The organism is Streptomyces sp. NBC_00667, from assembly GCF_036226825.1.
Lineage (GTDB): Bacteria > Actinomycetota > Actinomycetes > Streptomycetales > Streptomycetaceae > Streptomyces.
Genome location: NZ_CP109022.1, coordinates 6,973,427 through 6,996,480 on the forward strand (window position 1 = coordinate 6,973,427; position 23,054 = coordinate 6,996,480).

A 23,054-nucleotide genomic window follows, 5' to 3' on the forward strand; every position below is an offset into this window, starting at 1 on the left:
CGGCATTCGCGGGTGGAGATCAGCCGGGTGCAGGCCGACAGCAGTACGCCAGGTCTGCTGGAAGTTCGCGGCGTCGGCCCGGACAGCGCCGCTGCCCTGCTCGTCGCGGCCGGCGACAACCCTGAGCGACTCGCCAGCTAGGCCTCCTTCGCGGCCCTATGCGGCACCAGCCCGGTCGAAGCGTCTTCCCGGAAGACACAGCGCCGCCGGCTGAACCGCGGGGCGAGAGTCAGGCAAACGTCACCCTCTACCGAATCACCCTCAGCCGCCTGCGCTGGGACGATCGCACCCGCGCCTACCTGCAACGACGTCTGGCCGAGGGCAAGACACGCCGGGAGATCATCAGTTGTCTCAAGCGCTACGCCGCACGAGAGATCTACCGACTGATCGTCCCGGCAATCCCTCCGGCGGGCCAGACCGGAGCCGCGGGATCCCTCTGTTGACATCCATAGGGGCATCAACATCGCCGTCCGCTACGAGGCGACCGTGCTGGTCGCGGCCATCAATGGCTGTGACCAGCACGGTTGGAACACGCCCTCACGACGATTGCCGCGCGATAGTCCGAGGATGCGTTCGTGGCTCCGGCCGCGAAGCTGAGAGCCTGCGTGGGCACGTAGACAGCCTCAAGTTCGGACAGATCTGGGCAGTCGGTCTTCCATGTTTTCTCAGCCGACGTGGAGGATACGAAAACGATCGGGTTCCGCCGGGTCCCGGTCAACGACTTGGATTGGTGTCCAAGCCCATTGCCACACGCTGATGCCCGGCGTGCGGGAGAACCGGACCGGCCCGCGGGTACCCTCGACCACCACGCGCGGCCACGACGCGGCGATGGCCGCCCGGTCCGTGCCGTGGGAACGCAACACCTCGGCGAGGACGGCGACGGTGTCCCAGCCCTCGAAGGCGACGAAGGAGGGCGCTTCGCCCAGGCGCTCGCGGAGCTCGTTCCCGACGCGTTGCCCGAGCGGACCGAGGCGCTCGGGCAGGTAGCGCAGGAACGGGATCCCGGCGCCGTCCTCGCCCAGCAACACGGCCCATTCGGCGAACTCCGGTTGTCCGGCCGGAGCGCCGATCAGGATCTCCGCGAGCCGCCGGTCGCCCCGGACGGCCCTGACGATCGGCACCGCCGGTTCCGGATGGCCCACCAGCAGAAGGAGCGCCGTCGCGCCGTGGCCGACGAGTACATCGCACAGGGCCTCGGGGGTGAGCGCGGTCGTGTCGAGCTCGACGACGGTGCCGCCGCGCGCAACGAGGTGGTCCCGCAGGACGCGGGTCCCTGAGGCCCAGTAAACGCTCGGCTGGGTCGCCACGGCGATCCGACGCCGGCCCGCGCCGAGGAGGAAGTCCGCGTAGATCTCCCAGCCGTGGGACTGGGCCGGGGCCAGGCGCGCGACCCACTCCGTCGGCTCCTCGGTGAGCGCGTCGAGCACCGCGGACGAGCAGAGGAACGGCACGCCGAGGGCGTCGGCGCGGGCGGCGGCTGCGCGGGCGACGACGCTGTGGTACTCGCCCGCCACAGCGGCCACGCCCAGGCCGGCCAATTCCTCCACGGCCGCCGCGGCCCGCTCCGGATCCGCCGCGGTATCCCGGACCACCAACTCCAGTGGTCTGCCGTCGATCCCGCCAGCATCGTTGACCTCACGAGCGGCCAGCTCGAGTCCTGCGAGCAGGTGTCGGCCCGCCTCGACCCAGCCGGGCCGCGTCAGCGGTACGAGAGCGCCCAGGCCGACGGAGGACCCGTCTGTGTGCTCCGCTCCGGACGGCGATGGTGGCGTATTCATCGGCTGGCGTCTCCCTGGGGACGATGCGGTCACGGTCCGCCCGGATCGCGCGCCGGTCGGGGCCGGCGGTTCGCGTTCGTCACGTCTCGCCGGGTCGGGCGCGTCCCGGGTGCTCACGCCGGCCATTTGATCCACCACCATCGCCGATATGCAACCGACTTTCCGCGAGCCTGGGCAGCTTCTTCGGGTTGACCTGCAGCATGGGGCATCGGATGCAGGCGTGTTCGTGCTGGCAGGGCGATCCGTATGGCCCGCCGCAGTTCCCGAGTTCGACCTTGTGCTTGTCGAAGTGCTCCTCGAACTGCGCCCATTCCTTCGGCGTGACATCGAAGTATTCGCCCTCTGGGCGCTGGCTTCGTCGGTGGTTCAGGAACTGCTGGTAGTGCTGGACGATGTCTTCGGCGAAGACCGCTAATGGTGTGCTCGGGTATTGGAACTCTATGAATGCCTCCCGCCCCCGCAGTTTCCCGCCCCCGCAGTTTCGCTCGGGTCGCCGGCGTGCTGCGGTCCTGTATCAGGTCAGGTCGGTGCGAGGGTCGATAGCCCAGTGGTTGGTTTGCAGGACTCGACCGGCGAAGGGCACGTCTTGCTTGCCCAGGAATTGGAAGCCGAGCGTGCGGCAGATGCCGTTGGACGGGGCGTTGGTTGTTGCGGGGAATGCGTGTATCAACCCCCACCGGCCGTCGTCGCGGGCCAGCTCAAGCAGCTTGCGGACGCCCTGCTTTCCGAGTCCCTGTCCCTGGTACTCCGGCAGCACCATCCAGCCGATCTCGGAGATGCGCTCGCCGTCTGCGTCGTGGGGCCACAAGGTCACGGTTCCCGCGACCACGTCCAGCTCGGCCTCATCGGGCACGATCATCTTTGTCCAGTCGGTGTCCGCTGCCACTCGTTGAACATCACGTTGGACCTTCGCCTCCATGCCTTCGCGAGGCAGCGGGCCGCCCAGCTCGGCCATCATGACCGGGTCGCATCGCATCCGGACGTAGGCGTCGACGTCACCGTACTCAACATCACGTAGCAGCATCTGTATTGCTCCCTTGTCCTTGGATCCAGACGTCATAGTGGCGGCGCCAGACTCCTGCTGCCGTCGTACTCCGCGAAGTCGAGAGCGTCGTAGTCGTGACCGGTCGTCGTGTTGAAGGCCGTGATCGCCTCGCCCGCCGCCTCCGGGCGGGCATCCAGCAGGTCAGCGATCCGCTCCACCTCGCCGCACAGCTCGTCCACCGCTGCCGACTCACGGACGGGGGCGTCAACTCCGGTCTCAGGTTCACAGCAGAAGTATGGCCATCGGTGCCGACACGCCAGAGCCGAGCCTTCTGCGGTGCTGCCACTTCTCGTCAACATTTCTGGACATCTCGATCAAGAACCGATGCCAGGCCCCATCAACATTCGCTCTCCGTACTCACCTACGAAGCCACGAGCCGCCCGGGCGGGGCCGAACGGCATCGCAGCCAATGACGTGCACGCGGGTGAGGGACGGTTGCGCCTGGGCTACAGCCTTGTCCCACCACGAGCCGGCGGGGATCATGACCAAGTGCAACACCGAGAGGAACTCAACGAACTGCTCCCATGCGCCGGACTCACGGTTGTCGAGGACGTGCGCCCAGGCAGTCTGTTCCCGCCGGAGGCCGGCTGGCGGATCGCGCGGGGAATCGCAGCGCCGGACGGCACGGTCCGGGAAGCGCTCGACACCGAGTGGTGGCGCCGCCTTGCAGGTGCCGACGGGGAGTTCCTGGTGGCCGTCCTCGGACATCGGATCGGCGGCAACGACTCCTGGTGGACCCGGGTCCGCTACGCCGGCGGCGGTGTGCCGGGGCTGACAGGCGACCCCGGGTTCGTGGCGCTCTCCCTCGACGGGCAGGTGCTGCTGGCGGAGGTGCCCGGCGCGGACGGGCCTCGGGTGACGGCCCTCGACCGACTGCCGGAGCGGCTGGAGGAGGCCGCCGCAGCTGCCGGGCTAGAGACGGAGGTCGAGCGCGCCGAGGTGTGGTCGGCGGTGCCCGGCCAGCCCACATGGCCTTTGCACTGGGCCGAGGGGATCGGGTCCAATCCGGCCGCGCCGGACGAGCTGCTGATCCGGCTGCTGGATGTGGAGGCGGGCTTCCTGCACGGCTGCGACCGGACCGCCGTACTCGACGCCGCCGTGGCGCATCCCGATCCGCAGGTGCGCTCGAGGCCCGCGGACACCTTCCGGCCCAAGCTCACGTCCGATCAGTGGGTACGCCTGGTCCGCGCCGAACCGTCGCCGAGCCGACGAGTGCTCTGGGCCGAGCACGCCTGCGCCTGGGGCGTCGAACTCCCCGGCGACCTGTACGACGACCTCCTCGCCGGCCCGTCCCGCGCTCAGGCCGCCGAACTCCCGGGGCTCCCCGCACACCACCTCCCCAGCCTCGCGGCCGACGCCGATCCCCGGGTGCGGGCGACTGCCTGCGCCCGGTGGGAAGACCTCGCAGCGCCGCTGCGGGCGCGACTGCTGGCCGATACCGACGACACGGTGCGTACGGCGGCGCTGCTCGCCCACCACACCAGCGTCCCCATGCCTCGCAAAGTCTTTGCCACGCTGCCCGAGCCCCGGCGCGCCCTCGAACAGTGCCGTCTCTCGCCCGAGCTGGAGGCGGAGCTGGTCCGGGACGGGGACCCGAAGGTACGCCGAGCACTGGCCGCCAACCCGGCGCTCAGTGCCCACCGCGTCGCCGTCCTGGCAGAGGACCCACACGACGACATCCGCTCGGCGGTGGCACTGCGGCCCGACCTCAACGAGGAGCAGCGTGCCGCGGTGCGCTACGACTTCGACCCGACGTCGATGTCGCGCACTCTGCCCTGGATCGAGGGCCTGCACGGTGACGCCGACGCGATGCGCCGCCTCGCCGTGTCGTCCCATCCGCTCATCCGCCGAAGCGTGGCCCGCGCCCGGCATCTTCCACCGGACGTCGTGGAGCGTCTGGCCCGGGACGAGGACCGGACGGTCCGCCTGTTCCTCGCCGAATCCTGCGATGACGCCCCGGCCGAGATGCTGCTAGAGGTCTGGCGCTGGTGGGACGGCAGCTTCACTCACCCCGACCGCCCCCGCAGCCACCCCAACTTCCCCCGTACGGGGCTGCTGCGCTTTGCCGGCGACCCCGATGGGCGGATGCGCCGCCTGGCCCTGGACGATCCAGAGTCCATGCCTGCGGACGTCGCACGCCTCGCCCGCGACCCAGAAGCCGAGGTGCGCCGCCGCGCGGCCGAGGACACCCGGCTGTCACCGGCCGACGCGGTGCGGCTGCTGAACGACCCAGCAGCCCACGTCCGCGGGACCGCGATGCGCAATCCGCGGCTGCCAGCCCGCGTCCTTGCCGGACTGCTGCACGACCGCGACACGGCATGCGAGGCGATCACCAATCCGGCGATCCCGGTCCCCGTCCTGCACCGCATCCTGGCCGCGACCGCGGCAGCCGTGGCAGCCCGGCGCTGAACACCGCCACCCCGCCGGGCGGCCGTGGCGGTCTGACTCTGAACTCCGGCGCACCTCCGCCCGGGCGGCTCGAGCTGGCCCCCTCTGCGCTGGAGGTGCGGCTGGTGGACGCCTCCGGGTTCCAGTGGATCGCCCGCACCGTCGACTGCGAGCAGCTCGACGCCCGGCCGGCCGGACCCGAATAGCGGACGCGTGCCGGGCGGGTGCCGGTGGACATGCCGCCCACCGAACTACGGTTGGCGGACCGGGTCCTGACCAGTGGTCGTCTGGTCGCGATCACCGATCTGCGCTACCGCTACGGCGCCACCCGCACGATGATCCTGGACAACGGCCGTGTTGCCGTCGCGGAACGCGCAGTGCGTGTCTACTACCCCGGCCCCTGATCCCGGCCGCCCTCGCGGGCGGGCCGGCCGCCCCGAGCGTCACCCGTGCGAAGGGGGCCGGCTAATTCACCGAAGATGGACAGGTGCTGGTCCGTCCCATCGCTGGTCCGTCTCATCGAAGGTGAACAGCAGGCGCGCGACCAGATCGAAAACGGAGGGGCAAAGTGCCCTCGATCTAGGGCGTGGCTTTGTTGGTCGGTAGCGAGAGCGTTTGTTGCCCGGGGGCGAGAACGCCCCCGGGCACGAGGAAGACGATGTAGCCGAGTTTCAGCAACACCCGATCGCTTGACTTCGCCGCCTGGACCGAAGCCCACAGACGAACCCGCCAAGGGGCGCCGACGACGTTCTCACCACGTGGCCCGATCCGGGCGCGGCGAGGTGGCAGGATGACGCGGTGTCCGACTCTCTCCGTGAACCGTGGCTGCGCGGCGTCGCCTTCAACCCGGCGGCGCCCTCCGACGTACTGATACGCCTGATGGATCGAGCCGCCGGTGAGGTGGGCCCGCTGATGTGCGAGGGCCGCGACCTGCCCGACGCCGTTGTCGACGCAGCGCTCCGCCACCCAGCCGGCAAGATCCGCGGCGCGCTCGCCCTCAACCGGCACGTCGACCCCGCGCGACTCGCCCCCTTGGCCACGGATCCGTCCGGGATCGTCCGCTATCGGCTCGCCGTCGGCTCGGCCCCCGCCCCCGGCCCCGACGGGTCCGACCACTGCCGGACGGCATCCTCGTCACCCTCCTGACCGCCCAGGACGGGGGCGAGGACGGCATGCTCACCGAGAACGAAATCATCCAGGAGCTCAGCTCCTCCCGGCAGATCCCGCTGTCATTCCACCGCTCCATGGCCGGGCACGAGCACCCCGAGCTCCGCGTACGCGCCACCTGGAGCTGGCAGTCGCTCACCCCCGAGCAGCGGAAGGCCCTGCTCGACGACCCGGATCCCGCGGTACGGGAAGCGGCGCAGGGGAGCCGTTGGGAGCTGGACCCGGAGGCGGTGGAGGCCACGCTGCCGTCCATCGGCTCGCACGGCAAGCCGTTCGTGCTCGGCACGTGCGCCCTGTCCCCCGCGCTCGTCGAGGAGTGCTTCGCCGAGGACAAGGCGTACCCCCTGGCCTGGAACCGCCACACCCCGGCCTATGCCGTCGCCCGGCTCGCCCGCCACCCCGAGGCGGAGGTCCGCGCGTTGGTCGCCGCCCGGCCCGACCTGGGACCGGACCTGGTGGCGGAGCTGAGGGAGGACCCGGACGAGGACGTGCGGATGCGCGCGCGCCTCCACCCCTTCCCCCGCACCTGGGCCGAGTACTGGGCCATCCACGCGGTCATCGGGCACGGCCCGGACTGCACCTGCCCGATCACCGAGCCGGCCGACGAGCCGTCGCCCGACTGGTTCGCCGCCTGCGCGGCGTCCGAGGAACCGGTACTCCGCCAGGTTGCGGCGAGCTGGCCCAGCCTGCCCGCGGAACTTGTCGAAACTCTCGCGCGGGACAAGACGAGGAGGTACGGATCCGGCTGGCCTGCCGCCACCCCCTGGCTCCGCCACACCTCCTTCTGGACGTCTTCGTTACCCGCCCGGCCCACCGACCGCACCTGCTGACCCTGTCCGCGTTCCCCCGCACCGGCCTGACCCACCTCATCGACCACCCGGAACCCGAGGTACGCGCCCTGGCCGCAGCCGACCCCGGCCTGTCCGAACCCCCGTTGGAAGACCCTGATGAGTCGGTGTGCCGGGCAGCCGCCGCCAACCCGAGCCTGGCACCGGAGACCCTGGGGACCCTCCTCGCCGACCCCCGCACCGCGGAGGGCGCTGCCGCCAACCCATCGCTGCCCGTCCCCCGCATGCACGCGCTCCTCGACCACTGCCTGAACAGCGCCGCCACCCCAGCGACGACAGCCGGACACCGAGGACCGACGTCCACGTAGCGTCACAGCTGTCGCAACCTCTGTCGCCCAACTGCAGAGGCCGCCGCACCGGCAGGCGTTTCCAGGTCTCACGTTCTGGCTCACTTTCCGTGGAGCGGTCGAAGTGACATGCGAGCTATGGGTGGCGTGCGAAGAACTGCGCAGAACGGTTGTTACCCGATCAACTACTCCGGGTGGGTGAGAGGGGTCAGGGATGCGCCTGGTGGTACGCCGGAGCGCGTTGTCGCTGGGTGCCGTTTGTGGGGCGGGTGAGCGTGGGGGCAGCGCATGTCAGGGCCACGCTGAACAGGTGTGTATGGGGTATGTAGGAGTAGGTGACGGGATTGTCTGTGTCCGGTAACCGCCTTCACGGCGTGCTGCGCCTGGGCGGGTGCGGGGTCGCGAGTGTGGCTCCCGGCTCACTCCGGGCCGGGAGTCCGCACCGGTGTCTGCCGCCTGCTTCGGTAGGTGGGGCACTGTCGTTGAGGGAGCGTCACCCATGTCTTCTGCTTCTTCCTCCGTCCGTCGTATCGCCGCGACCGTTCTGGCCGCCGGGGCCTTGGTGGGGGCTGCCGCGCTGCCGGCGACCGCTCAGGACCGTGATCACGGCCGGCATTCGCGGGTGGAGATCAGCCGGGTCCAGGCCGACAGCCCCGGACGCGACGACCGCTCCAACCGGTCCCTCAACGCGGAGTGGGTGGAGATCACCAACACCACCCGCGACGCCGTCAACCTCCGCGGCTGGACCCTGCGCGATGAGGACGGCAACCGCTACCGCTTCGACAACGTCCGCATCAACGGCCGCGCCACCATCCATATCCACACCGGCACCGGCCACGACACCCGCACCGACCTGTTCCAAAACCGCCGCGACTACATCTGGGACAACCACGGCGACACCGCCACGCTGCGCGATGACCGCGGCCGCACGGTCGACACCGAGTCCTGGGGCCGACGCCACCAGTGACCGGTGTCCGGGTGTGGGCGGCCGTGAAGCCCGTCCGGACGGCCAGGGAGGCGAATCGCCCCCAGGGCCCGATGATCACCGGGTCGGTGAGGTCGATGCCGGTACGGGCCTGTCCGCTCCTGTAGCAGTCCAGGCAGGGGCCCTGACCGTGTTGGAGGGCGAACGGCCATGGACGTGTTTCCCCTGCGCCTGCGCGGCCGCGTCATCGGCACTCTCGCCATCTTCCAGGAACGTCCCGGCCGCCTCACTGGAGCGGATCTCACCGTGGCGCAGGCCTTGGCGGGCGCTCGCCTCTGGCGGGCTGCGGGAGTTCGGTGGCCGGGCCCGGGCTGGTGAGGACCAGCCCGGGCGCGGGGGGTGTCACCAGGTGATGACGACTGCTCCGTCACCGCCCTTGGCGCCTGCGCCGCCCTTGGTGCCCGTGAGTCCGGTCCTTCCGTCCAGGCCGATCCACTTCTCGCCCTTGGCGTTGCCGACGTTGGGATCCCATTCGCCTCCCTGGCCGCCGTCACCGCCCTCGTGTCCGTACGCGCCTGCGCCGCCGTTCCCGCCGGCGCCGTAGGACATGCCCCCTGCCTCGGCCGGGGCGCCGCCTGGGCCGAGGGCGCCGAAGTGACCGCCCTGTCCGTGCTTTCCGGGCCGGCTGACGCCTCCCTTCTCGTTGTGGGCACCGTCGGTCCCGCTGCTGCCGGGCAGGCCGGCGGCGCCGGGCTGCCCGGGCTTGCCGTCGACTGCTGTGATCTTCTTGCCGTACTTGCCGCAGGGCTCTACCGAGGGTGGGTTGCCTCCGACGCCGGTTCCGCCGGCGCCGCCTTCCTTGCCGCCGGCTCCACCCTTGCCACCGGCCCCGCCGGCGACGGTGCCGTTGTAGCCGCCCCCACCGCCCGAGCCGGGGCTGCCGGGCCGCCCCGCCTCACCGCCGATCCCTCCGGGCGCGCCCGCGACCGACTCCAGGAACTTGTTGCTCGCGTCACGGACGTCGATGCCCGAGCCCGAGGCGCGGCCTCCTGCCTGTCCCGGGCCGCCTGCCGTGCCACCAGTGCCGTCGGTTCCACCGCCGAACGTGCTGTTCCCACCCTTTCCGTACGTACCCTCCGCCCCGCCGGATCCGCCCGCACCGCTTGCCCCGCCGCCCCCGACGAAGATCCGCAGCTTCTCCCCCGGCGACACAGACAGCCGGCACTGGACGAAGGAGCCGCTGCTCGCGCCGGCGCCTCCGCCGCCACCCGCACTGCCGCCGCCGCCCCCGCCACCACCGCCGGCCGTCCCCACGGCGTTCGAGCTTCCCCCGTTCCCGCCTCCGCCGCCACCGCCCGCACCTCCTGTTCCACCGCCACCGCCGCCGCCCCCGCCGGCGCCCCAGGAATACACAGTGATCTCACGGACTCCCTGCGGCACCACCCAGTCCCACTGTCCGGGCTGCTCCCACCGCTTGGTGTGCTGCACGCTGTGGACGTCCACGGGTTGAGCCTGAACGGCCTGAGTACCGCTCACCGCGGCCGCGCTTACGAGGACAGCCGCTCCGAGCATATTTTTGATCATGACTGCACAACGACCCGGGACCTCTCACGTCACCTCAGCGCCCGACGGAACTCCCATCCCTGGTGAAGTCATACGGCCGGCTCCGCCCCGTCGGCCACACCATCCCGCTGCGCCCCGCGCCGCGCCGCGCGCGAGCTGAGCACCCCACCCCGGCCGGCCCCGGCCATCCACGGACCGGTGCGAAGCACTCCTCGGCATGGGGCACCCGCGATGTCCTCGACCACCACCCTCGTCCGGCCCGACCTCGTCGCGGAAATCAGCGCCGACACCTCCATCGACCGCGGCGGCGTCTACCGGCATCCGATTCGGTACGTGCGCCTCCGCCTCACTTCTGGAACGCCCCGCCGCCCGCCCGGACCCGCGACGGCCTTCGTACCAACTTCGACTCGATGGCTGTGAGCAGTTCAGTTGGGCCGCCAGTGCTCGGCCCGATTGCTTCTCACCCATATGGCGATCGTCCTGCGGGATCTGCCGATGTTCGCTCTTAGCGACAACTGCGTTTGCACTCCACGCTTGCGCACCAAGATCAGTCTGACGGCACGAGGCCGTCAAGATTCCCCTGGGGTGGACATGAGCGAGCGGCAGACCGGAACCGTGAAGTGGTTCAACGACGAGAAGGGCTTCGGCTTCATCACGCCGCAGAGTGGCGATGACCTCTTCGTGCACTTCAAGGCCATCCAGTCGGACGGATTCAAGTCCCTGAAGGAGGGCCAGCAGGTCTCCTTCATCGCTACCCGCGGGCAGAAGGGCATGCAGGCGGAGGAGGTGCAGGTCATCTAAAGACCCCGCCTGAACCGCGCCCTGTGATCCGGTTACCCGACCACACCTGCGGTGAGTGTCCCGTCGCACCAAAGGTGGCGCGTTTTCACCGGAGACTGGTCGGCCCGGATCGAAGCTGCCTACGTCCTGGAGGATCGATCCTTCGCCCACGGCTGGGGGATCGGGCTGACTAATCCGGTTCCGTCCGCATTTCATACGTTCAGGTGTCGTATGGACTTGACTTCTTACGTTATGTAGCCGGAGTCGCTACCACTGGTGACTGTCAGTTCGTTCTGCTTCCTGGAGGCACCGTGAAGTTCCCCCGCCTGACAGCGACCACGACCACCTTCGTGGCTGCGGGTCTGCTCGCCTTCGTGCAGGCTCCCACCGCGTTCGGCGCCACGTTCACCGCCCAGCTGGTGGCCCGCAACAGCCAGAAGTGCGTATCGGTAGCGGGTGCCGGCACCGCCAATGGCGCGGCCGCGGTGCAGTGGGACTGCCTGGACGCTCCGAATCAGCAGTGGAAGCTGGTGGCTACCACTGCCGGCTACTACACGGTGGCCGCCGTGAACAGCGGCAAGTGCCTGTCGGTCAGCGGCGCGAGCGTCCAGAACAACGCCACGGTGGTTCAGTGGGACTGCGTGAACGCCACGAATCAGGAGTGGCGGCTGGTCCAGAAGGACAGCGGCTACTTCTCCATCGAGGCCCGGCACAGCGGCAAATGCCTGTCCGTGGCCGGCGTGAGCACACAGAACGACGCCGCGCTCGTCCAGTGGGACTGCGTCGAAGGAGCCAACCAGCACTTCCGCCTCGGCTGACGCAACCCCCAGGGGAGCCCAGGGCATTCCCCGGGCTCCCCGGCCCCGCCTGCCACTCACACGGCCAGTGAGAAGGCTCGATCACCGGCACCCTCACCCACCCCCCAACTCCTCATCCTCGGCCCGTCACGACCTGACCGGCCGCCTCCGCCCCGTCGGCCGCACGGTCCCGCTGCGGCCCGGTGCCGCCCTCCAGCTCGCCGAGCACCTGACCCCGGCCGGCCCCGGCCATGCCTGGACCGGCACGAGGTTCACCTCGGCGTGGGGCACCCGCGCCTCGACACCACCCGCGTTCAGCCAGATCTCGTCGCGGAGATCATGTTGTACACATCCGTTGAGCGGGGCGGCGTCTACCGGCATCCGATCCGGTACGTGCGCCTGCGTCTGGACGCGGCCGTGGCACCCAGGAGCATCATGACCGCTCTGGCCTCGTCCTCGGTGAGCAGCTTGAGCCGGGTCTCGCCCGCGCCATCGACGAAGTCTTCGTCCATGCCACAACAACGCCCCACTGCCTTCGCCGTCACAGCCGTGCGCGGGCGGCCGGCTGCAGGGGGCGGCGTTGGATGTCGGTGTGCGCCCGGCCGGCCCTCCTGGGGCGGTGGAGAGGCCGCTGGGGGTGCGAGGCTGGATTGAGAGCTTTTGTGGGGAGAAGCGCAAATGCGGCCTGTTTGGACCCGCAGGGTCCGCTCTGGAACCGCACCGGTGTTCCAGCCTCGGCGGCCTCGTCGGCAATTCTGGCCGCGCCGCCTACCACGCCACCAAGCACGGCGTCATCGGTCTGACCAAGAGCGCCGCCCTCGAATACGGCTCCCGCGGCGTCCGATTCAACGCCGTCTGCCCCGGCACCACCCCGATGGTCGATGGCGGAGAACCCGACCGCAGCCAGGCCGAAGCCGGCCAGGCCATCGACCGGCTGGGCACCGCCGACGAGATCGCCCAAGCCGTCCTGTGGCTGTGCAGCGACGGCGCCAGCTACATCACCGGCATCGCCCTCCCCGTCGACGGCGGCTACACCGCCGCGTAACAGCCCACACGTGCCATCGCCCGCACAGCAGTTCCCGCTGACGCCCGGGAAGCATTGCAGTTGTCGTGCGCCGCCAGCATCGCGCTCAGTCACACCGGGTTCGATAGCACCTCAGGGTCATTCTGAGCGTCACAGCTGGCCATAGCGCCGGGGCTCAACAGACCCGCATGCCGCCGCCAAGACCCCACGCGGAGGGCCAGGCGATGCCGGAGTCATCCCGGGCTACCGGGCGCAGGCTGGTGCCCGACATCGGTCGGATCGAACCCCGCCAGTATTTGCTCCAGTGCCGCCTGGTCCGGCCCCACGAACGCCGATTCCCCGGCTGCAGAGCCCAGCGTGTCGATCATCGACCTGGTGATCCCCGGGGCCGGCGGTAGATGTGCGGAAAGGACGAGCTCAGGGTCCCTGTCCCGCAGCGACCGGAAGGTGGCGAGGAACTTGTGGACATCCACGTTGTGCACCCACGGACTGTCGACCGTGGCCCACAGCAACTGCGCGGCCCGCAACTCCTCCACGCCGACCGCACCGACGTCATCGGCGTATGCCAGTTCGACACTGGACATCGGCCCACCGAAGCAGTCAGAGCTGAAGCAGACCCCTGACCGGTCGTCGAAGAGGCCGACTGTGGCCGGGTTGTCGAACAGTGGCGGCCTGAACCCCGTGAGGGTACGGTCGCCGACATCCAGTGTCTGGCCCGGATTGAGCAGATACAGACGATCGAGCGGCAGCGGCCGCTCACAGGACAGAAACCCGGCAGACAGGAACGTGGTCACGACACGCGCCTCGGGCGCCGCGGCCAGCAGGTCGAAGATCCCACCCGTGTGATCACGATCCGGGTGCGTCAGCCAGATCCATCGCACATCGGCCGGATCCAGCACGGAACCGACCACCTCCAAGAAATTCCGGTCCGGCAGCCCGAGTCCGGTGTCGATGACGACCGGCTGCGAGGCGAGCAGTACGAAGGCGTTCACCGGGAGGTACCCGATCCCCGGCACTTCAATGCTGTCGTTCAGGACGCTGATGTCCGGGCGGACCTTGTGCACCGGCATGTCACATCTCCATGTCCCCCCAGGACGGTGATTGTGTCGCGGCCTACCCCTCCATCATCGGTCCGTCCCCGCTGGCACCGCATCCGGCCACGGCACCAGGGCCAGAACGACCGCCGAGAGAACGAAACTGCCCTGTGGCCAACTGTGACGCGCAGGGTGGCCAACCGGAGGCAGGCAGTCACGCCGGGGCGAGTGACAGGGCATCGGGTGTGCGCCGGCCGGCCCTCCTGGGGCGGTGGAGGGGTCGGTCATGGTGCGAGGCCTTATTGAGCGTTTTCAGCGATGCCGCTCCAGGGTGAGTACGGCTTTGGCGATGAGGTCATGCGGTTGGGGCTGATGCGGGATCTACGGAAGATCTGCCAGGATTTCAGTCGTGCCATGCCTCGTTCGACCGGTGCCCGGGACCGGGAACCCTCGTTCGACCGCCAAGCGAACCTCACAATGCGGCAACGGCTACTGAACGCCAAGCTCAGGCCAGAGGGGTCGTGGCCATTTGGCCTGGCACGATGATCGAGGCCACGGTGCCGGTCCGAGTACGCCCGATCCGGACCGGGGCCCCTCCTTCGGGGACGTCGAACGCGATGAGGTCGGCCTTGAACCCCTCGTTGCTGCTCTTCTCGAACCAGCCGTCGCAAAGGCTGTCGGTGTCTCGGTCCGGGGCGGGCATCGTTCCCCACGAGGCTGTGGCACGTCGGAAGTGGTGGAATGGCTCTGTCAGCGCTTCCCAAGCCTCGGCGTCGGCTGCACGCAGCCCTCCGCTTCGGGCGGAACACGATGATGCGCCCACCAGGCCTCCGGGGAGGATCGGAACGACCAGTAGCGGGAGCGGTCAGATAGCGGTGAGCTGTCCCGGGATGCGGCCGGCGCGGAGTCCTCGGATGTGGTTGTAGAGGGTGTCGGGACTGCCGCCAAAGGGCCTCGCAGCGCCTGAGAGACCCTGTTGTTCGCCTTCCTCGTGGACGAGCTCGGTGCCGAATGGGCGCTGGGGCTGACCAGTGGCTGGGTGTCGCGGTGCGCCGGCACGGGCTGCTGCTGGTATTCGGGGCGGCCGCGTGGGTTCTGGCCATCGCCGCGGCGGGCTGGTCCGGGAACGGTTGGCTGGTGTGGTGTGCCTGGCGGCGGCGGGCGCGGGCGACATGCTGATCGCCCTGGGCCGCTCGACGATCGCCGGCAGGTCAGCTCCTGCGTTCGGCGTTGACCAGACCCGACTCGTACGCCGCGATGACCGCCTGCGCCCGGTCGCGGACGCGCAGCTTGCCGAAGACGCCAGTGATGTGGTTCTTGACGGTGGAGACGCTGATGTCCAGTTCCGCGGCGATCTCGGTGTTGTCGAGTCCGGAGGCGAGCAGCCGCCAGATCTCCAGCTCGCGCGGGGTGAGTCCGGCGGGGCGGCGGGGGCGGGCCGGGGTTCGCGCGCCGCGGTCCGTACGTAGGTGGAGATCAGCCGGGTCAGGAGCCTCGGGGCGACGGCGGCCTCCCCGGTGCGGTGTGGACGGTGCGGACGGCGGCGATCAGCTCCTCGGGCGAGACGTCCTTGGACAGGAAGCCGTAGGCGCCGGCGCGCAGGGCGGCGACCACGTATTCGTCCATGTCGAAGGTGCTCAACGCCAGGACGCGGCAGCCGGGCCGGACGAGAGCCAGTTCACCGGTGGCGCGGACCCCGTCCATGACCGGCATGCGGATGTCCATGGCCACCACGTCGGGGTGGAGCTCCTGGGCCAGCGTCACCGCCTCGGCTCCGTCGCCGGCCTCGCCGACGACCTCGATGTCCGGGTGGGGCGCCAGGATCAGGCTCAGGCCGCGCCGCACCAGGGGCTGGTCGTCGGCGATCAGTACGCGGATCATCGGTGATGGTCCTCTCCTCGTGTCCCGTCCGGGGCTCCGGCGGCGGCCGGGAGGCGGGCCGCGACGCGGAAGCCGCCGCCCTTGCGTGGGGCGGCTTCCAGGGTGCCGCCATGCAGGGCGACGTGTTCGCGCATCCCGATCAGACCGTACCCGCCGCGACCCGGGTGCCATGCGGTCGAGCGACGCGGCGGCCCGTCGCCGGGGCCGTCGTCGCACACCTCGACGGCGACCTCCTGCGGAAGGTACGTCAGCCGGACCCGGGCGCCGGCGTTCCCGGCGTGCTTGCGGGCGTTGGTCAGGGACTCCTGCACCACCCGGAACACCGTCAGCGCGACGGTGGGCGGGAGCGGGCGGGCGGCGCCGTGCACGGTGAACTCGGTGTCCATGCCGGCCAGCCGGGACTCGGTGACGATCCGGTGGAGGTCGGCGGTCCCGGGCTGCGGGGCGGGCGGCCCCGTTTCCGTCTCCTCGCCGGCCCGCAGGACGTCGAGGAGCTGGCGCATTCCGCCGAGGGCCATCCGGCCGGAGTCCTCCAGGATGACCAGGGCCTCGCGGGCCGCGTCGGGGTCGTGCGCCAAGTTGGCGCGGGCGCCGCCGGCCATCAGCTGCATGGTGGTGATGTGGTGGGCGACGATGTCGTGGAGCTCTCGGGCTATCCGGCGCCGCTCCTGGGCCACCGCCCGGTCGGCCAGTGGCAGCCGGTTGGCGTCCACCTCGCGCTGTCAGCGGTTGATGACGATCGCGGCGCCGACGACCAGGGCGCATGCGACCGCGTTGGCGGCCAGGTTCCGGGTAGTGGGGAGCAGGACGCCGCCCAGGCCCACGGCGACCAGCGGCACGGTGGCCAGGGACGCGACGGCGACCACGGCGGGCCGACAGCGGCGGGCCACGGTGTAGAGGGCGACGGTCAGGGCGAGGCCGAAGTGCGGCGAGGCCGGGGTGATCACGTTCGCCACCAGGCCAAGGGCGAGCACGGCGGTGAGCACCAGGACCGGGTGGCGGCGGCGGAAGAGCAGGGTCAGCGCGGCGAGGACCAGCGGGAGTGCGGTGACGACCGTGAAGGGGGTAGCGTCCGCCTGGGCGCTGAGGGAGAAGCCGGTGAGGTCACTGGCCGCCGCTCCCACCGCAACCAGTGCGTCGTTGCGCGTCCAGTCCAGGCGCTCGACGCGCGTGCCCATCGTTCCCGCTTTCTGCGCGGGCCGCCCCGCCCGGCCGGTCCGGGGGGTGCGCGACCGTGGCGGGGTCGCTGTTCGCGGTCTGTTCCCGCAGTGCGGGCGTTCGTGGCCGGATCACCGCAGCCTTGCTCTCCAGCTCCCCGCCCCCTTTCTGCGCCTCAGGGGAGGGTGACGGAGGGGTAGTCCTCGGTGTACGAGTCGCCGTTGGCGCCGTAGTAGGTGCAGGTGCGGGTAGCAGTGTCGACGTCATACCAGACGATCCCCGCATTCCAGCAGCCGCGGACGAACTCGTGGAACGTCGTCTCACCGGCTTGATCCGCACGCAGCGCTGCGATTACGGCCGCCTCATCGAACTGCGGTGCGAGCGTGAAGCCGGTGACCAGCGGCTCGCCCTGGACCACGATGTCGCCGTGCCGGGTCAGGTACAGGAAGGCGTTGGACGGGACGGCCATGCGGCAATGGGTCACGCCGGCCTGGCGCAGGCTTTCGGCGAGATAGGGAAAGCCGCCGACCTTGGGGCGGGCGGCCGCCCCGCGTTCCATGGCGGCGTGCAGGCGGCTGATCGCATCGCTGGTCATGGTGTCTCCCTGATGGTTTCGGTGAGGAGTGCGTACTCCTTGGAGGTGACCCACTGAATATGACATCATGATGCTGAATTGACAACACGTTGTCGGATGGGAGGTGGAACCAAGGCATGGCGGAGGAACTCGCACTCCTCGTGGCCGACGTCTATGAGGCCGCAGGTGCACTGCGCCGAGCGGGGGAGGCCCTGGCGGGAACAGAGGGTCAGACACAGGCCCGCTGGCAGTTGATGAGCGTGGTCAGCGAGGAACCCCTGCCGGTGGCGCGAGCCGCGCGCCGTCTCGGGGTCGCCCGCCAGGGCGTGCAGCGCATCGCCAACGAGCTCGTCCGCGATGGTCTCGCGCAGTTCCGGGACAACCCGGATCACCGCACCTCACCTTTGCTCGCCCTGACAGGCGCCGGGCAGCGGGTGCTGAACGCCATCACCGCCCGGGCAGCCACCGCACACCAGGCGGTGGGCGAGGGTCTGACGGAGTGCGACCTGGCAGCCGTACGCGCCCTGCTGCGACGGCTGACCCGGCAGACCGACGCCTGGACGGATGCCGCGAGCGTGCACGAGGACGACGCGTGAAAGTGGACGACACCGCATCGGGCAGCCCGTCCTGGTGGACCAGGAACCGGCGGCGGGGCTACGTGACCGCGGTAGCCCTGCCCGATCGGCGGGACGGGTTGTCGCCGCGACACCCTTTCACACCGAGCAGGCCGAACATCACCTCGCCCGCGCCCCGTGCGATGCGTTGCGCCCTGCCGAAGTCAGCGGGGGGACGGTGCACCTCGGCGGCCAGGTGGGAGCTGCGCCGGGCCGTGCGTCGATGGCGACCGTGAGCGCGTCGAGCCGAGGCGCCGCCTCTGCCACCGGGCCACCGGCCGCGGTGCACATCCGTCCGTCCAAGCACCTCCGTTGAGTTGCCGAGGCGATGAACCTCATCACTTCCGCTGCGCTGCCGCTCGTCCGCATGCTCGGCCGTCGGCGTGGTAGCCGCACGGCATGGCAACAACGCGCAAGAGGTACACGGTCGCCGCCACGGGCCAGTGGATCGAGGACGAAGGGCAAGGCCGACGCAGGCTTCCCGCCGGCGAGGTCCACGCATGGGAGCCGGGCCGCAACGAGACGGTGTGCGGCCTTTCCCTCAGCCGCTCCCAGCTGACTCGCTTCTCTCACGTCTCCTGGACGGATGCGATCCCCGAATCCGGAGGCTCGGCTGACCAGGTTCGACGGCTGTGCCGCCGTTGCGCGGTGGTCGCCGGACGCCGTGGGGCGGACTCGCGCCCCCGATGGCAGCGCACCGATCCTCGCCCGTGATCGGGCTCGAACTTCGGTGTGCTGAAGACCGTGAAGGCGGGAAAGGCGCATACCGCGCTGTTAGGTAGAAATCATTCATGACGGGTAGCGAGGGGAGTCCAGTGAGTGACGACAGATGGCAGATTCTCCCAGAACCGGACGATCGCCGGATATTTCTTGCCCCAGGCGTCGGCAAACTCGGCAAATCGCCCGAAGGCGGCCTCTTCGATCGCCGCGGTGTAGACGGGCTTAAGAGCTCGTAACACGATCATGAGTCGCGCTTGTTGAGGCGTCGCCAGCAGATGAGGCTGCAGGCGAGGGAGACGAAGGCGTCGTGCAGTTCCGTGCGGCGTTCCCAGCGGACGGCAAGTCGTTTGAAGTGGTGGAGCAGGGCGAAGGTCTGCTCGACGACATAGCGGAGCTTGCCCATGCCTTTGTTGTTCGGGGATCCCTTGCGGGAGATGACGGGCAGGATCCGGCGTTTGCGCAGTTCATCGCGGTTGGGGTTGGAGTCGTATCCCTTGTCGCCGAGCAGGGCCTCGGGACGTCTACGGGGACGGCCTGGCCGGCCCGCCACGGGAGGGATGCCGTCGACCAGGGCGAGGGTCTGGGTGACGTCGTTGACGTTCGCCGCGGTCGTGATGACCTTCGGCGGGGTACCACGGCCGTCGCAGATCAGGTGGTGTTTGCTGCCCGTCTTCCGCCGGTCGACCGGCGACGGACCGGTGTCGGCGCCCCCTTTTTCGCGCGGATGTGGGAGCCGTCCACGCAGGCCCTGGACCAGTCGAGGCGGCCGGCCGCGTTCAGCTCGGCGAGCAGGATGCGGTGCAGCTGGTCGAAGACCCCGGCTTGCTGCCACCGCTCCAGTCTGCGCCAACAGGTCTGCCCTGATCCGAATCCGAGCTCGGGAGGCAGGAGTTGCCAGGCGATGTCGTTACAGAGCACGTACAGGATGCCTTGCAGACACAGACGGTCAGCTACCGGCCGCGGCCCTGGTGACCTCTCCAGCCAGGACGGCAGCAGCCGCTCGATCAATGCCCACAAGTCGTCGTCCACGATCCACGGCCGAGTACTCACACACTCACGAACGGCCGAATCGTCACACCGGTCACGGCCGACCAGCCCATCTCATCAAGATCCTGTTACGAGCTCTAAGAATCTTCGCGATCTTGTCCCAGTCCTGGCGGGCGGCATAGCGAAAGGAGTTCCGCCGCAGGTGAACCACGCAGGTCTGGACGATCGTCCTGGGCCAGACGGTCTCGACCGCGTCGGGCAGGCCCTTGAGGCCGTCACAAACCAGCATGAGGGCGTCGTTCACGCCGCGGTTCTTGATCTCGGTGAGGATCTGCTTCCAGTGCTTGGCACCCTCGCTGCCGTCGCCGGCCCAGAGCCCGAGGATGTCGCGGCGGCCCTCCGTAGGGACGGCCAAGGCCACGTAGATGGGCCGGTTCGCCACCGCGCCGTCGCGGATCTTCACGTGGATCGCATCGATGAAGACCACCGGATCGAGGGGCCGGTTCTGCCATTCGGCCATCCCGTCCATGACCTTGTCGGTGATCGTGGTCCTCAACTGCTGCAGCAGCCCGCCCTCGCCGGTCAGCTGTAGGTCCTGGGCCTGAGAAGCCGTTGTCTTTCCGGTCATGACTTTTGAGTTTCCGCTGGTCAGGAGTGGATTCGGGCGCGGTGAGGGAGTGTTGTGGCGTCGGGTTGCTTCTTGATCGGTAGGGGTGGCTGGTGGCGTCGGTGCTCGGTTTGTTGGAGGCGAAGGAGTCGGCCGCGCGGGAGGCGGTTGAGCGGGCGCGGGAGGAAACGGTCCGGGCCGCGGCCGTGCTGGAGGAGGCCGAGCGGGTGCTGGAGCGGTTGGTCATCGCCCGGGAAGCGGTGGTGGAGGTGCTGGCCGAGCCGGCCGGCCGTGCCGTGGTCGCGGTGGAGGGCGCCGCTGTGGCCGCGGCGGTGGCGGGATCGCCGGTTCCCCACCAAAGTGGGCGGCTGGCCAGGGCGGTCCTCGCGCCGGACTATCAGCGGATCATCTCGGTGCTGGAGAGCGAGGCGGCTGCGGGCCGGAACAAGGTGCGGGCCAAGGATCTCGCGGTGGCATTGGGCCTGGACGTGGTGCCGGCGAAGATCGAAGGAGTGCGTTCGCAGGCGAAACGCCTGGCCGAGCGCGGGTGGATCACCCGGCACCAGTCCGGGGAGTTCGGCATCCTGACGGCGTGACGGCGTGACGGCGTGACGGCGTGACGGCGTGGTTCAGGCTGCCAGGGACATCGCCGTGCCCGGTGTGCGGGTGCGGCGGGCGAGGCGGCGGCTCATGAGCATGGTCATCGACCACAGGATCATGGACTGGCTGGTGGCGGGCAGCGTCTCGTAGTCACGGACCAGACGGCGTGAGCGCATCAGCCAGCTCAGCGTCCTCTCCACCACCCACCGCCTGGGCAGCACCACGAATCGCGGTTCGTCACTGCGCTTGACGATCTCCAGGGTGAGGTGGAGTTTCTCCCTGGCCCAGTCGACGAGCATGCCGGTGTAACCGCCGTCCGCCCAGACCATACGGAGCGAGCGATGTGCGCCCCTGACCCCTTCCAGGAGGGGCACGGCGGCCTCGCGGTCGCCCACGTTCGCCGCCGTGACCGCGACGACCAGCAGCAGGCCGAGACAGTCCGTGATCACGTGCCGCTTGCGGCCCGGAACCTTCTTCCCGCCGTCGTAACCGCGCGTGGCGGCCGGCACCGAGCTGGCGGCCCGAACCGACTGCGAGTCGATGATGCCGGCGGTCGGCTCGGCCGCCCGCCCCTCGCTGACGCGGACATTTCCCCGCAGCCGGTCGTGGAACTCCGCGTCCAGGCCCTGGCGGCGCCAGCGGCGGAAGAAGGCGTAGACGCGGTCCCAGGGTGGGAAGTCGGCAGGCACCGAGCGCCACTTGACGCCGTTGTCGACGACGTAGCGCACTGCGTCGAGTATCTGGCGGTGGCAGTAGCCCTCCGGGCGGCCGCCCCTGCCCTCCAGCCAGGCCGGCACCGGCAGCAGGGGCCGCACCACCGCCCACTCCGGGTCCGTCATGTCCGACGGATAGCGCCGCACCCGCTCCGGCTGGTCCGCCGCGTTCCCGAACTTGTGCGCGAGGCAATCGCACGACACGACGAACGAGTTGAACTCCGGGACCTCAACCGCGTACAACTGCGACAAGCAGGGCCTCCTGGCGCTCGGTGAGACTTCAACACCTTCCGAATCGCCACGAGGCCCTGTCCTCATGCTTGGACCCCTCCGAGATCATCCGATCAGGATCCCTGTTCGATCCCCACACTCGATGACCGGTATGAATACGGCTTCTGAGCCCGGCCCACCCAACTCGTCGATCAGCTGGTCATCCACCGCCTTCGCCGGCTGCGGCTCAGACGCCTGGGCGGATTCGGCCTCGGTCACGTTGTCACGGGTCATCGATGCATCTTCCTTGGTCAGCAGTTACACGGAACGATTTACAGTCCCGACCGTTGCAGTACTGGTAGTGCCTTGTTAGCTGGTCTTGTGACGGCTTGTGATCGGTAGTTCGCTGGTTGTATGAGGGCTGGGGAACTTGCTGCGGTGCGGGTCCGGTTGGGAGGAGTTCGTCTCGGAGGTGTTCGCGCCGTTAGTGCGGCGGGATTACCGGTTGCGGCGAGTTCGTCGAGCATGTCCAGGGCGAGCTGCCACTTCGGCCGGTGGTGTTCGGTCTCGGGGATCGGCAGGCCCGTCGGCGGGCCTCGGCGTCGGACCCGTCCCAGGCGGCGGGCAGGAACAAACGCCAGGCCAGCGGGCATGAGGCGGTGTCGGAGGCGGCGTGGACGCTGACACCGATCTGGCAGTTGCCGACCTTCCCCAGTCCCGGAATACTGCCGGGTCACCCCCGCGGACGCCTTGCCGTCCTTGGGGAAGCCGGTGTCGTCCACCACCCACAGCTGCGGCCGCACCGCCCGCACGGCCCGCCACGCCAGCCGGGCCCGCACCTCCCGAACGGGCCAGGTCGAGGACGTCATGAACTGCTGCAACTGCTGATGGTCGATCCCGAGGCGCTCGGCCATCGGCTGCATCGACTTCCGCCGGCCGTCCAGCAACAAGCCCCGCAGATACAGGCCGCCCTTGACCCGCTGATCCCGCCGCACCAACGGCGCGAACACCTCCGAGACGAACTCCTCCAACCGGACCCGACACGCTGTAAGTTCCCCAGCCCTCATACAACCAGCGAACTACCGAACACCGACCGTGACAAGACCAGCTGACAAAGCACTACTAGGCCGTCGGCCCCCGGTCGGGCTGTGCGCGAACGAGAGTGAGCTTCGGAGGCATGCGGGATACCGGACATAGGGATGACAGCAAACAGCGAGTCACCACTGGAGCGTGTGACCGGTGAGAAAGACGTCACTCCGGAGGAGGAGCGCAGCGGTCGGACGCCATAAGGCGGGCACGGTCGGAGTTCCGGACACACGGGCGGGGGGATGAAGGGAACGCAGGGTGAGGAGGC

At 69.6% G+C, this 23,054-nt stretch carries 24 protein-coding genes and 8 pseudogenes; 14 read left to right on the plus strand and 18 right to left on the minus strand.

All coding sequences use genetic code 11. The annotated features are described in order from the left end of the window. Positions 1–39: 39 nt before the first annotated feature. Positions 40–443, plus strand: a pseudogene (locus tag OHA81_RS31635) (IS110 family transposase); the annotation flags it as partial. 222 nt (positions 444–665) lie between these two features. On the opposite strand, the gene OHA81_RS31640 reads toward OHA81_RS31635, so the two are convergent. After that, positions 666–1,778, minus strand: coding sequence for an ABC transporter substrate-binding protein (locus tag OHA81_RS31640; protein WP_329201647.1), 1,113 nt, complete (start codon positions 1,776–1,778; stop codon positions 666–668). Between the two features lie 148 nt (positions 1,779–1,926). On the opposite strand from OHA81_RS31640, the gene OHA81_RS31645 reads away from it, so the two are divergent. Beyond that, positions 1,927–2,193, plus strand: a complete 267-nt coding sequence (locus tag OHA81_RS31645) for a hypothetical protein (protein WP_329201648.1) — start codon at positions 1,927–1,929, stop codon at positions 2,191–2,193. Between the two features lie 99 nt (positions 2,194–2,292). Here OHA81_RS31645 and OHA81_RS31650 read toward each other — a convergent pair whose 3' ends face one another. Beyond that, entirely contained in the window at positions 2,293–2,802 is a 510-nt protein-coding gene (locus OHA81_RS31650; protein WP_329201650.1) for a GNAT family N-acetyltransferase, read from the minus strand. A gap of 32 nt (positions 2,803–2,834) precedes the next feature. Then, positions 2,835–3,002: a hypothetical protein gene (locus OHA81_RS31655; protein WP_329201652.1), complete on the minus strand. Its 168-nt coding sequence runs from the start codon at positions 3,000–3,002 to the stop codon at positions 2,835–2,837. 310 nt (positions 3,003–3,312) lie between these two features. Here OHA81_RS31655 and OHA81_RS31660 point away from each other — a divergent pair, with 310 nt between their 5' ends. The 5 genes from OHA81_RS31660 (at position 3,313) to OHA81_RS31680 (ending at position 8,480) form a co-directional block, all read left to right on the plus strand. Next, the gene (locus OHA81_RS31660; RefSeq protein WP_329201654.1) at positions 3,313–5,232 is read left to right on the plus strand and encodes a hypothetical protein; all 1,920 of its coding nucleotides are present in this window, start codon (positions 3,313–3,315) and stop codon (positions 5,230–5,232) included. A 215-nt stretch (positions 5,233–5,447) separates the two neighbouring features. Next, entirely contained in the window at positions 5,448–5,615 is a 168-nt protein-coding gene (locus OHA81_RS31665) for a hypothetical protein (RefSeq protein ID WP_329201656.1), read from the plus strand. 394 nt (positions 5,616–6,009) lie between these two features. Next, positions 6,010–6,357 carry a hypothetical protein gene (locus OHA81_RS31670; RefSeq protein ID WP_329201657.1) on the plus strand — a complete coding sequence of 116 codons (348 nt, stop codon included), beginning with the start codon at positions 6,010–6,012 and terminating at the stop codon, positions 6,355–6,357. Positions 6,358–6,383: 26 nt separating this feature from the next. Further along, positions 6,384–7,208 carry a hypothetical protein gene (locus OHA81_RS31675; protein WP_329201659.1) on the plus strand — a complete coding sequence of 275 codons (825 nt, stop codon included), beginning with the start codon at positions 6,384–6,386 and terminating at the stop codon, positions 7,206–7,208. An 804-nt stretch (positions 7,209–8,012) separates the two neighbouring features. Continuing rightward, complete coding sequence (locus OHA81_RS31680; RefSeq protein WP_329201661.1) at positions 8,013–8,480, plus strand: lamin tail domain-containing protein; 468 nt, start codon at positions 8,013–8,015, stop codon at positions 8,478–8,480. Positions 8,481–8,840: 360 nt separating this feature from the next. On the opposite strand, the gene OHA81_RS31685 is transcribed toward OHA81_RS31680, so the two are convergent. Further along, the gene (locus OHA81_RS31685) at positions 8,841–9,941 is read right to left on the minus strand and encodes a hypothetical protein (RefSeq protein WP_329201663.1); all 1,101 of its coding nucleotides are present in this window, start codon (positions 9,939–9,941) and stop codon (positions 8,841–8,843) included. A 651-nt stretch (positions 9,942–10,592) separates the two neighbouring features. Between OHA81_RS31685 and OHA81_RS31690 the strand changes: the two genes are divergently transcribed. Further along, the gene (locus OHA81_RS31690) at positions 10,593–10,802 is read left to right on the plus strand and encodes a cold-shock protein (protein ID WP_329201665.1); all 210 of its coding nucleotides are present in this window, start codon (positions 10,593–10,595) and stop codon (positions 10,800–10,802) included. Between the two features lie 290 nt (positions 10,803–11,092). After that, positions 11,093–11,599 (plus strand): RICIN domain-containing protein, encoded by a 507-nt coding sequence (locus OHA81_RS31695; RefSeq protein WP_329201668.1) that lies wholly within the window; start codon positions 11,093–11,095, stop codon positions 11,597–11,599. Between the two features lie 350 nt (positions 11,600–11,949). On the opposite strand, the gene OHA81_RS31700 is transcribed toward OHA81_RS31695, so the two are convergent. Then, complete coding sequence (locus tag OHA81_RS31700; protein ID WP_329201670.1) at positions 11,950–12,090, minus strand: hypothetical protein; 141 nt, start codon at positions 12,088–12,090, stop codon at positions 11,950–11,952. A gap of 212 nt (positions 12,091–12,302) precedes the next feature. Here OHA81_RS31700 and OHA81_RS31705 point away from each other — a divergent pair. After that, positions 12,303–12,623 (plus strand): annotated as a pseudogene (locus OHA81_RS31705) (SDR family oxidoreductase); the annotation flags it as partial. Positions 12,624–12,835: 212 nt separating this feature from the next. Here OHA81_RS31705 and OHA81_RS31710 read toward each other — a convergent pair. The 3 genes and pseudogenes from OHA81_RS31710 to OHA81_RS31720 form a co-directional block, all read right to left on the minus strand. Further along, positions 12,836–13,672 carry an MBL fold metallo-hydrolase gene (locus tag OHA81_RS31710; RefSeq protein WP_329201672.1) on the minus strand — a complete coding sequence of 279 codons (837 nt, stop codon included), beginning with the start codon at positions 13,670–13,672 and terminating at the stop codon, positions 12,836–12,838. 276 nt (positions 13,673–13,948) lie between these two features. Further along, positions 13,949–14,076, minus strand: a pseudogene (locus OHA81_RS31715) (IS5/IS1182 family transposase); the annotation flags it as partial. Positions 14,077–14,141: 65 nt separating this feature from the next. After that, positions 14,142–14,339: a hypothetical protein gene (locus OHA81_RS31720; RefSeq protein WP_329201674.1), complete on the minus strand. Its 198-nt coding sequence runs from the start codon at positions 14,337–14,339 to the stop codon at positions 14,142–14,144. A gap of 273 nt (positions 14,340–14,612) precedes the next feature. Here OHA81_RS31720 and OHA81_RS31725 point away from each other — a divergent pair. Next, positions 14,613–14,856, plus strand: a pseudogene (locus tag OHA81_RS31725) (MFS transporter); the annotation flags it as partial. Here OHA81_RS31725 and OHA81_RS31730 read toward each other — a convergent pair. The 4 genes and pseudogenes from OHA81_RS31730 to OHA81_RS31745 all read right to left on the minus strand — a co-directional run bounded on the left by OHA81_RS31730 (position 14,848) and on the right by OHA81_RS31745 (position 17,270). Beyond that, positions 14,848–15,517 (minus strand): annotated as a pseudogene (locus OHA81_RS31730) (response regulator). The pseudogenes OHA81_RS31725 and OHA81_RS31730 sit on opposite strands and share 9 nt — an antisense overlap. Continuing rightward, entirely contained in the window at positions 15,514–16,230 is a 717-nt protein-coding gene (locus OHA81_RS31735) for a sensor histidine kinase (RefSeq protein WP_329201675.1), read from the minus strand. Before OHA81_RS31735 ends, OHA81_RS31730 begins: the two are co-directional and overlap by 4 nt. Before the next feature lie 9 nt (positions 16,231–16,239). Beyond that, positions 16,240–16,695, minus strand: coding sequence for a DUF7134 domain-containing protein (locus OHA81_RS31740; RefSeq protein WP_329201677.1), 456 nt, complete (start codon positions 16,693–16,695; stop codon positions 16,240–16,242). Between the two features lie 155 nt (positions 16,696–16,850). Then, positions 16,851–17,270 carry a DUF1398 family protein gene (locus OHA81_RS31745; protein ID WP_329201679.1) on the minus strand — a complete coding sequence of 140 codons (420 nt, stop codon included), beginning with the start codon at positions 17,268–17,270 and terminating at the stop codon, positions 16,851–16,853. A 116-nt stretch (positions 17,271–17,386) separates the two neighbouring features. Here OHA81_RS31745 and OHA81_RS31750 point away from each other — a divergent pair, with 116 nt between their 5' ends. Then, positions 17,387–17,845 carry a MarR family winged helix-turn-helix transcriptional regulator gene (locus OHA81_RS31750; RefSeq protein ID WP_329201680.1) on the plus strand — a complete coding sequence of 153 codons (459 nt, stop codon included), beginning with the start codon at positions 17,387–17,389 and terminating at the stop codon, positions 17,843–17,845. A gap of 417 nt (positions 17,846–18,262) precedes the next feature. Further along, complete coding sequence (locus OHA81_RS31755) at positions 18,263–18,577, plus strand: hypothetical protein (RefSeq protein ID WP_329201682.1); 315 nt, start codon at positions 18,263–18,265, stop codon at positions 18,575–18,577. A gap of 122 nt (positions 18,578–18,699) precedes the next feature. Here OHA81_RS31755 and OHA81_RS31760 read toward each other — a convergent pair. The 3 genes and pseudogenes from OHA81_RS31760 to OHA81_RS31770 all read right to left on the minus strand — a co-directional run. Continuing rightward, positions 18,700–18,822, minus strand: a pseudogene (locus OHA81_RS31760) (IS256 family transposase); the annotation flags it as partial. Between the two features lie 2 nt (positions 18,823–18,824). Further along, a protein-coding gene (locus OHA81_RS31765) for an IS5 family transposase (protein WP_329201686.1) occupies positions 18,825–19,633 on the minus strand; the annotation gives its coding sequence in 2 pieces (ribosomal slippage) (positions 18,825–19,313 and positions 19,316–19,633; 807 coding nt in all). Between the two features lie 82 nt (positions 19,634–19,715). Continuing rightward, positions 19,716–20,198: pseudogene (locus OHA81_RS31770) on the minus strand (IS256 family transposase); the annotation flags it as partial. 92 nt (positions 20,199–20,290) lie between these two features. Here OHA81_RS31770 and OHA81_RS31775 point away from each other — a divergent pair. Further along, positions 20,291–20,773: a hypothetical protein gene (locus tag OHA81_RS31775; protein ID WP_329201592.1), complete on the plus strand. Its 483-nt coding sequence runs from the start codon at positions 20,291–20,293 to the stop codon at positions 20,771–20,773. A 33-nt stretch (positions 20,774–20,806) separates the two neighbouring features. Here OHA81_RS31775 and OHA81_RS31780 read toward each other — a convergent pair whose 3' ends face one another. From OHA81_RS31780 to OHA81_RS31790, 3 genes and pseudogenes are all read right to left on the minus strand, one after another. Further along, the gene (locus OHA81_RS31780; RefSeq protein WP_329202638.1) at positions 20,807–21,616 is read right to left on the minus strand and encodes an IS5 family transposase; all 810 of its coding nucleotides are present in this window, start codon (positions 21,614–21,616) and stop codon (positions 20,807–20,809) included. Between the two features lie 210 nt (positions 21,617–21,826). Next, on the minus strand, positions 21,827–21,994 hold the full coding sequence (locus tag OHA81_RS31785; RefSeq protein WP_329201688.1) for a hypothetical protein: 168 nt from the start codon (positions 21,992–21,994) through the stop codon (positions 21,827–21,829). A gap of 185 nt (positions 21,995–22,179) precedes the next feature. Next, positions 22,180–22,767, minus strand: a pseudogene (locus OHA81_RS31790) (IS701 family transposase); the annotation flags it as partial. Positions 22,768–23,054 lie beyond the last annotated feature (287 nt).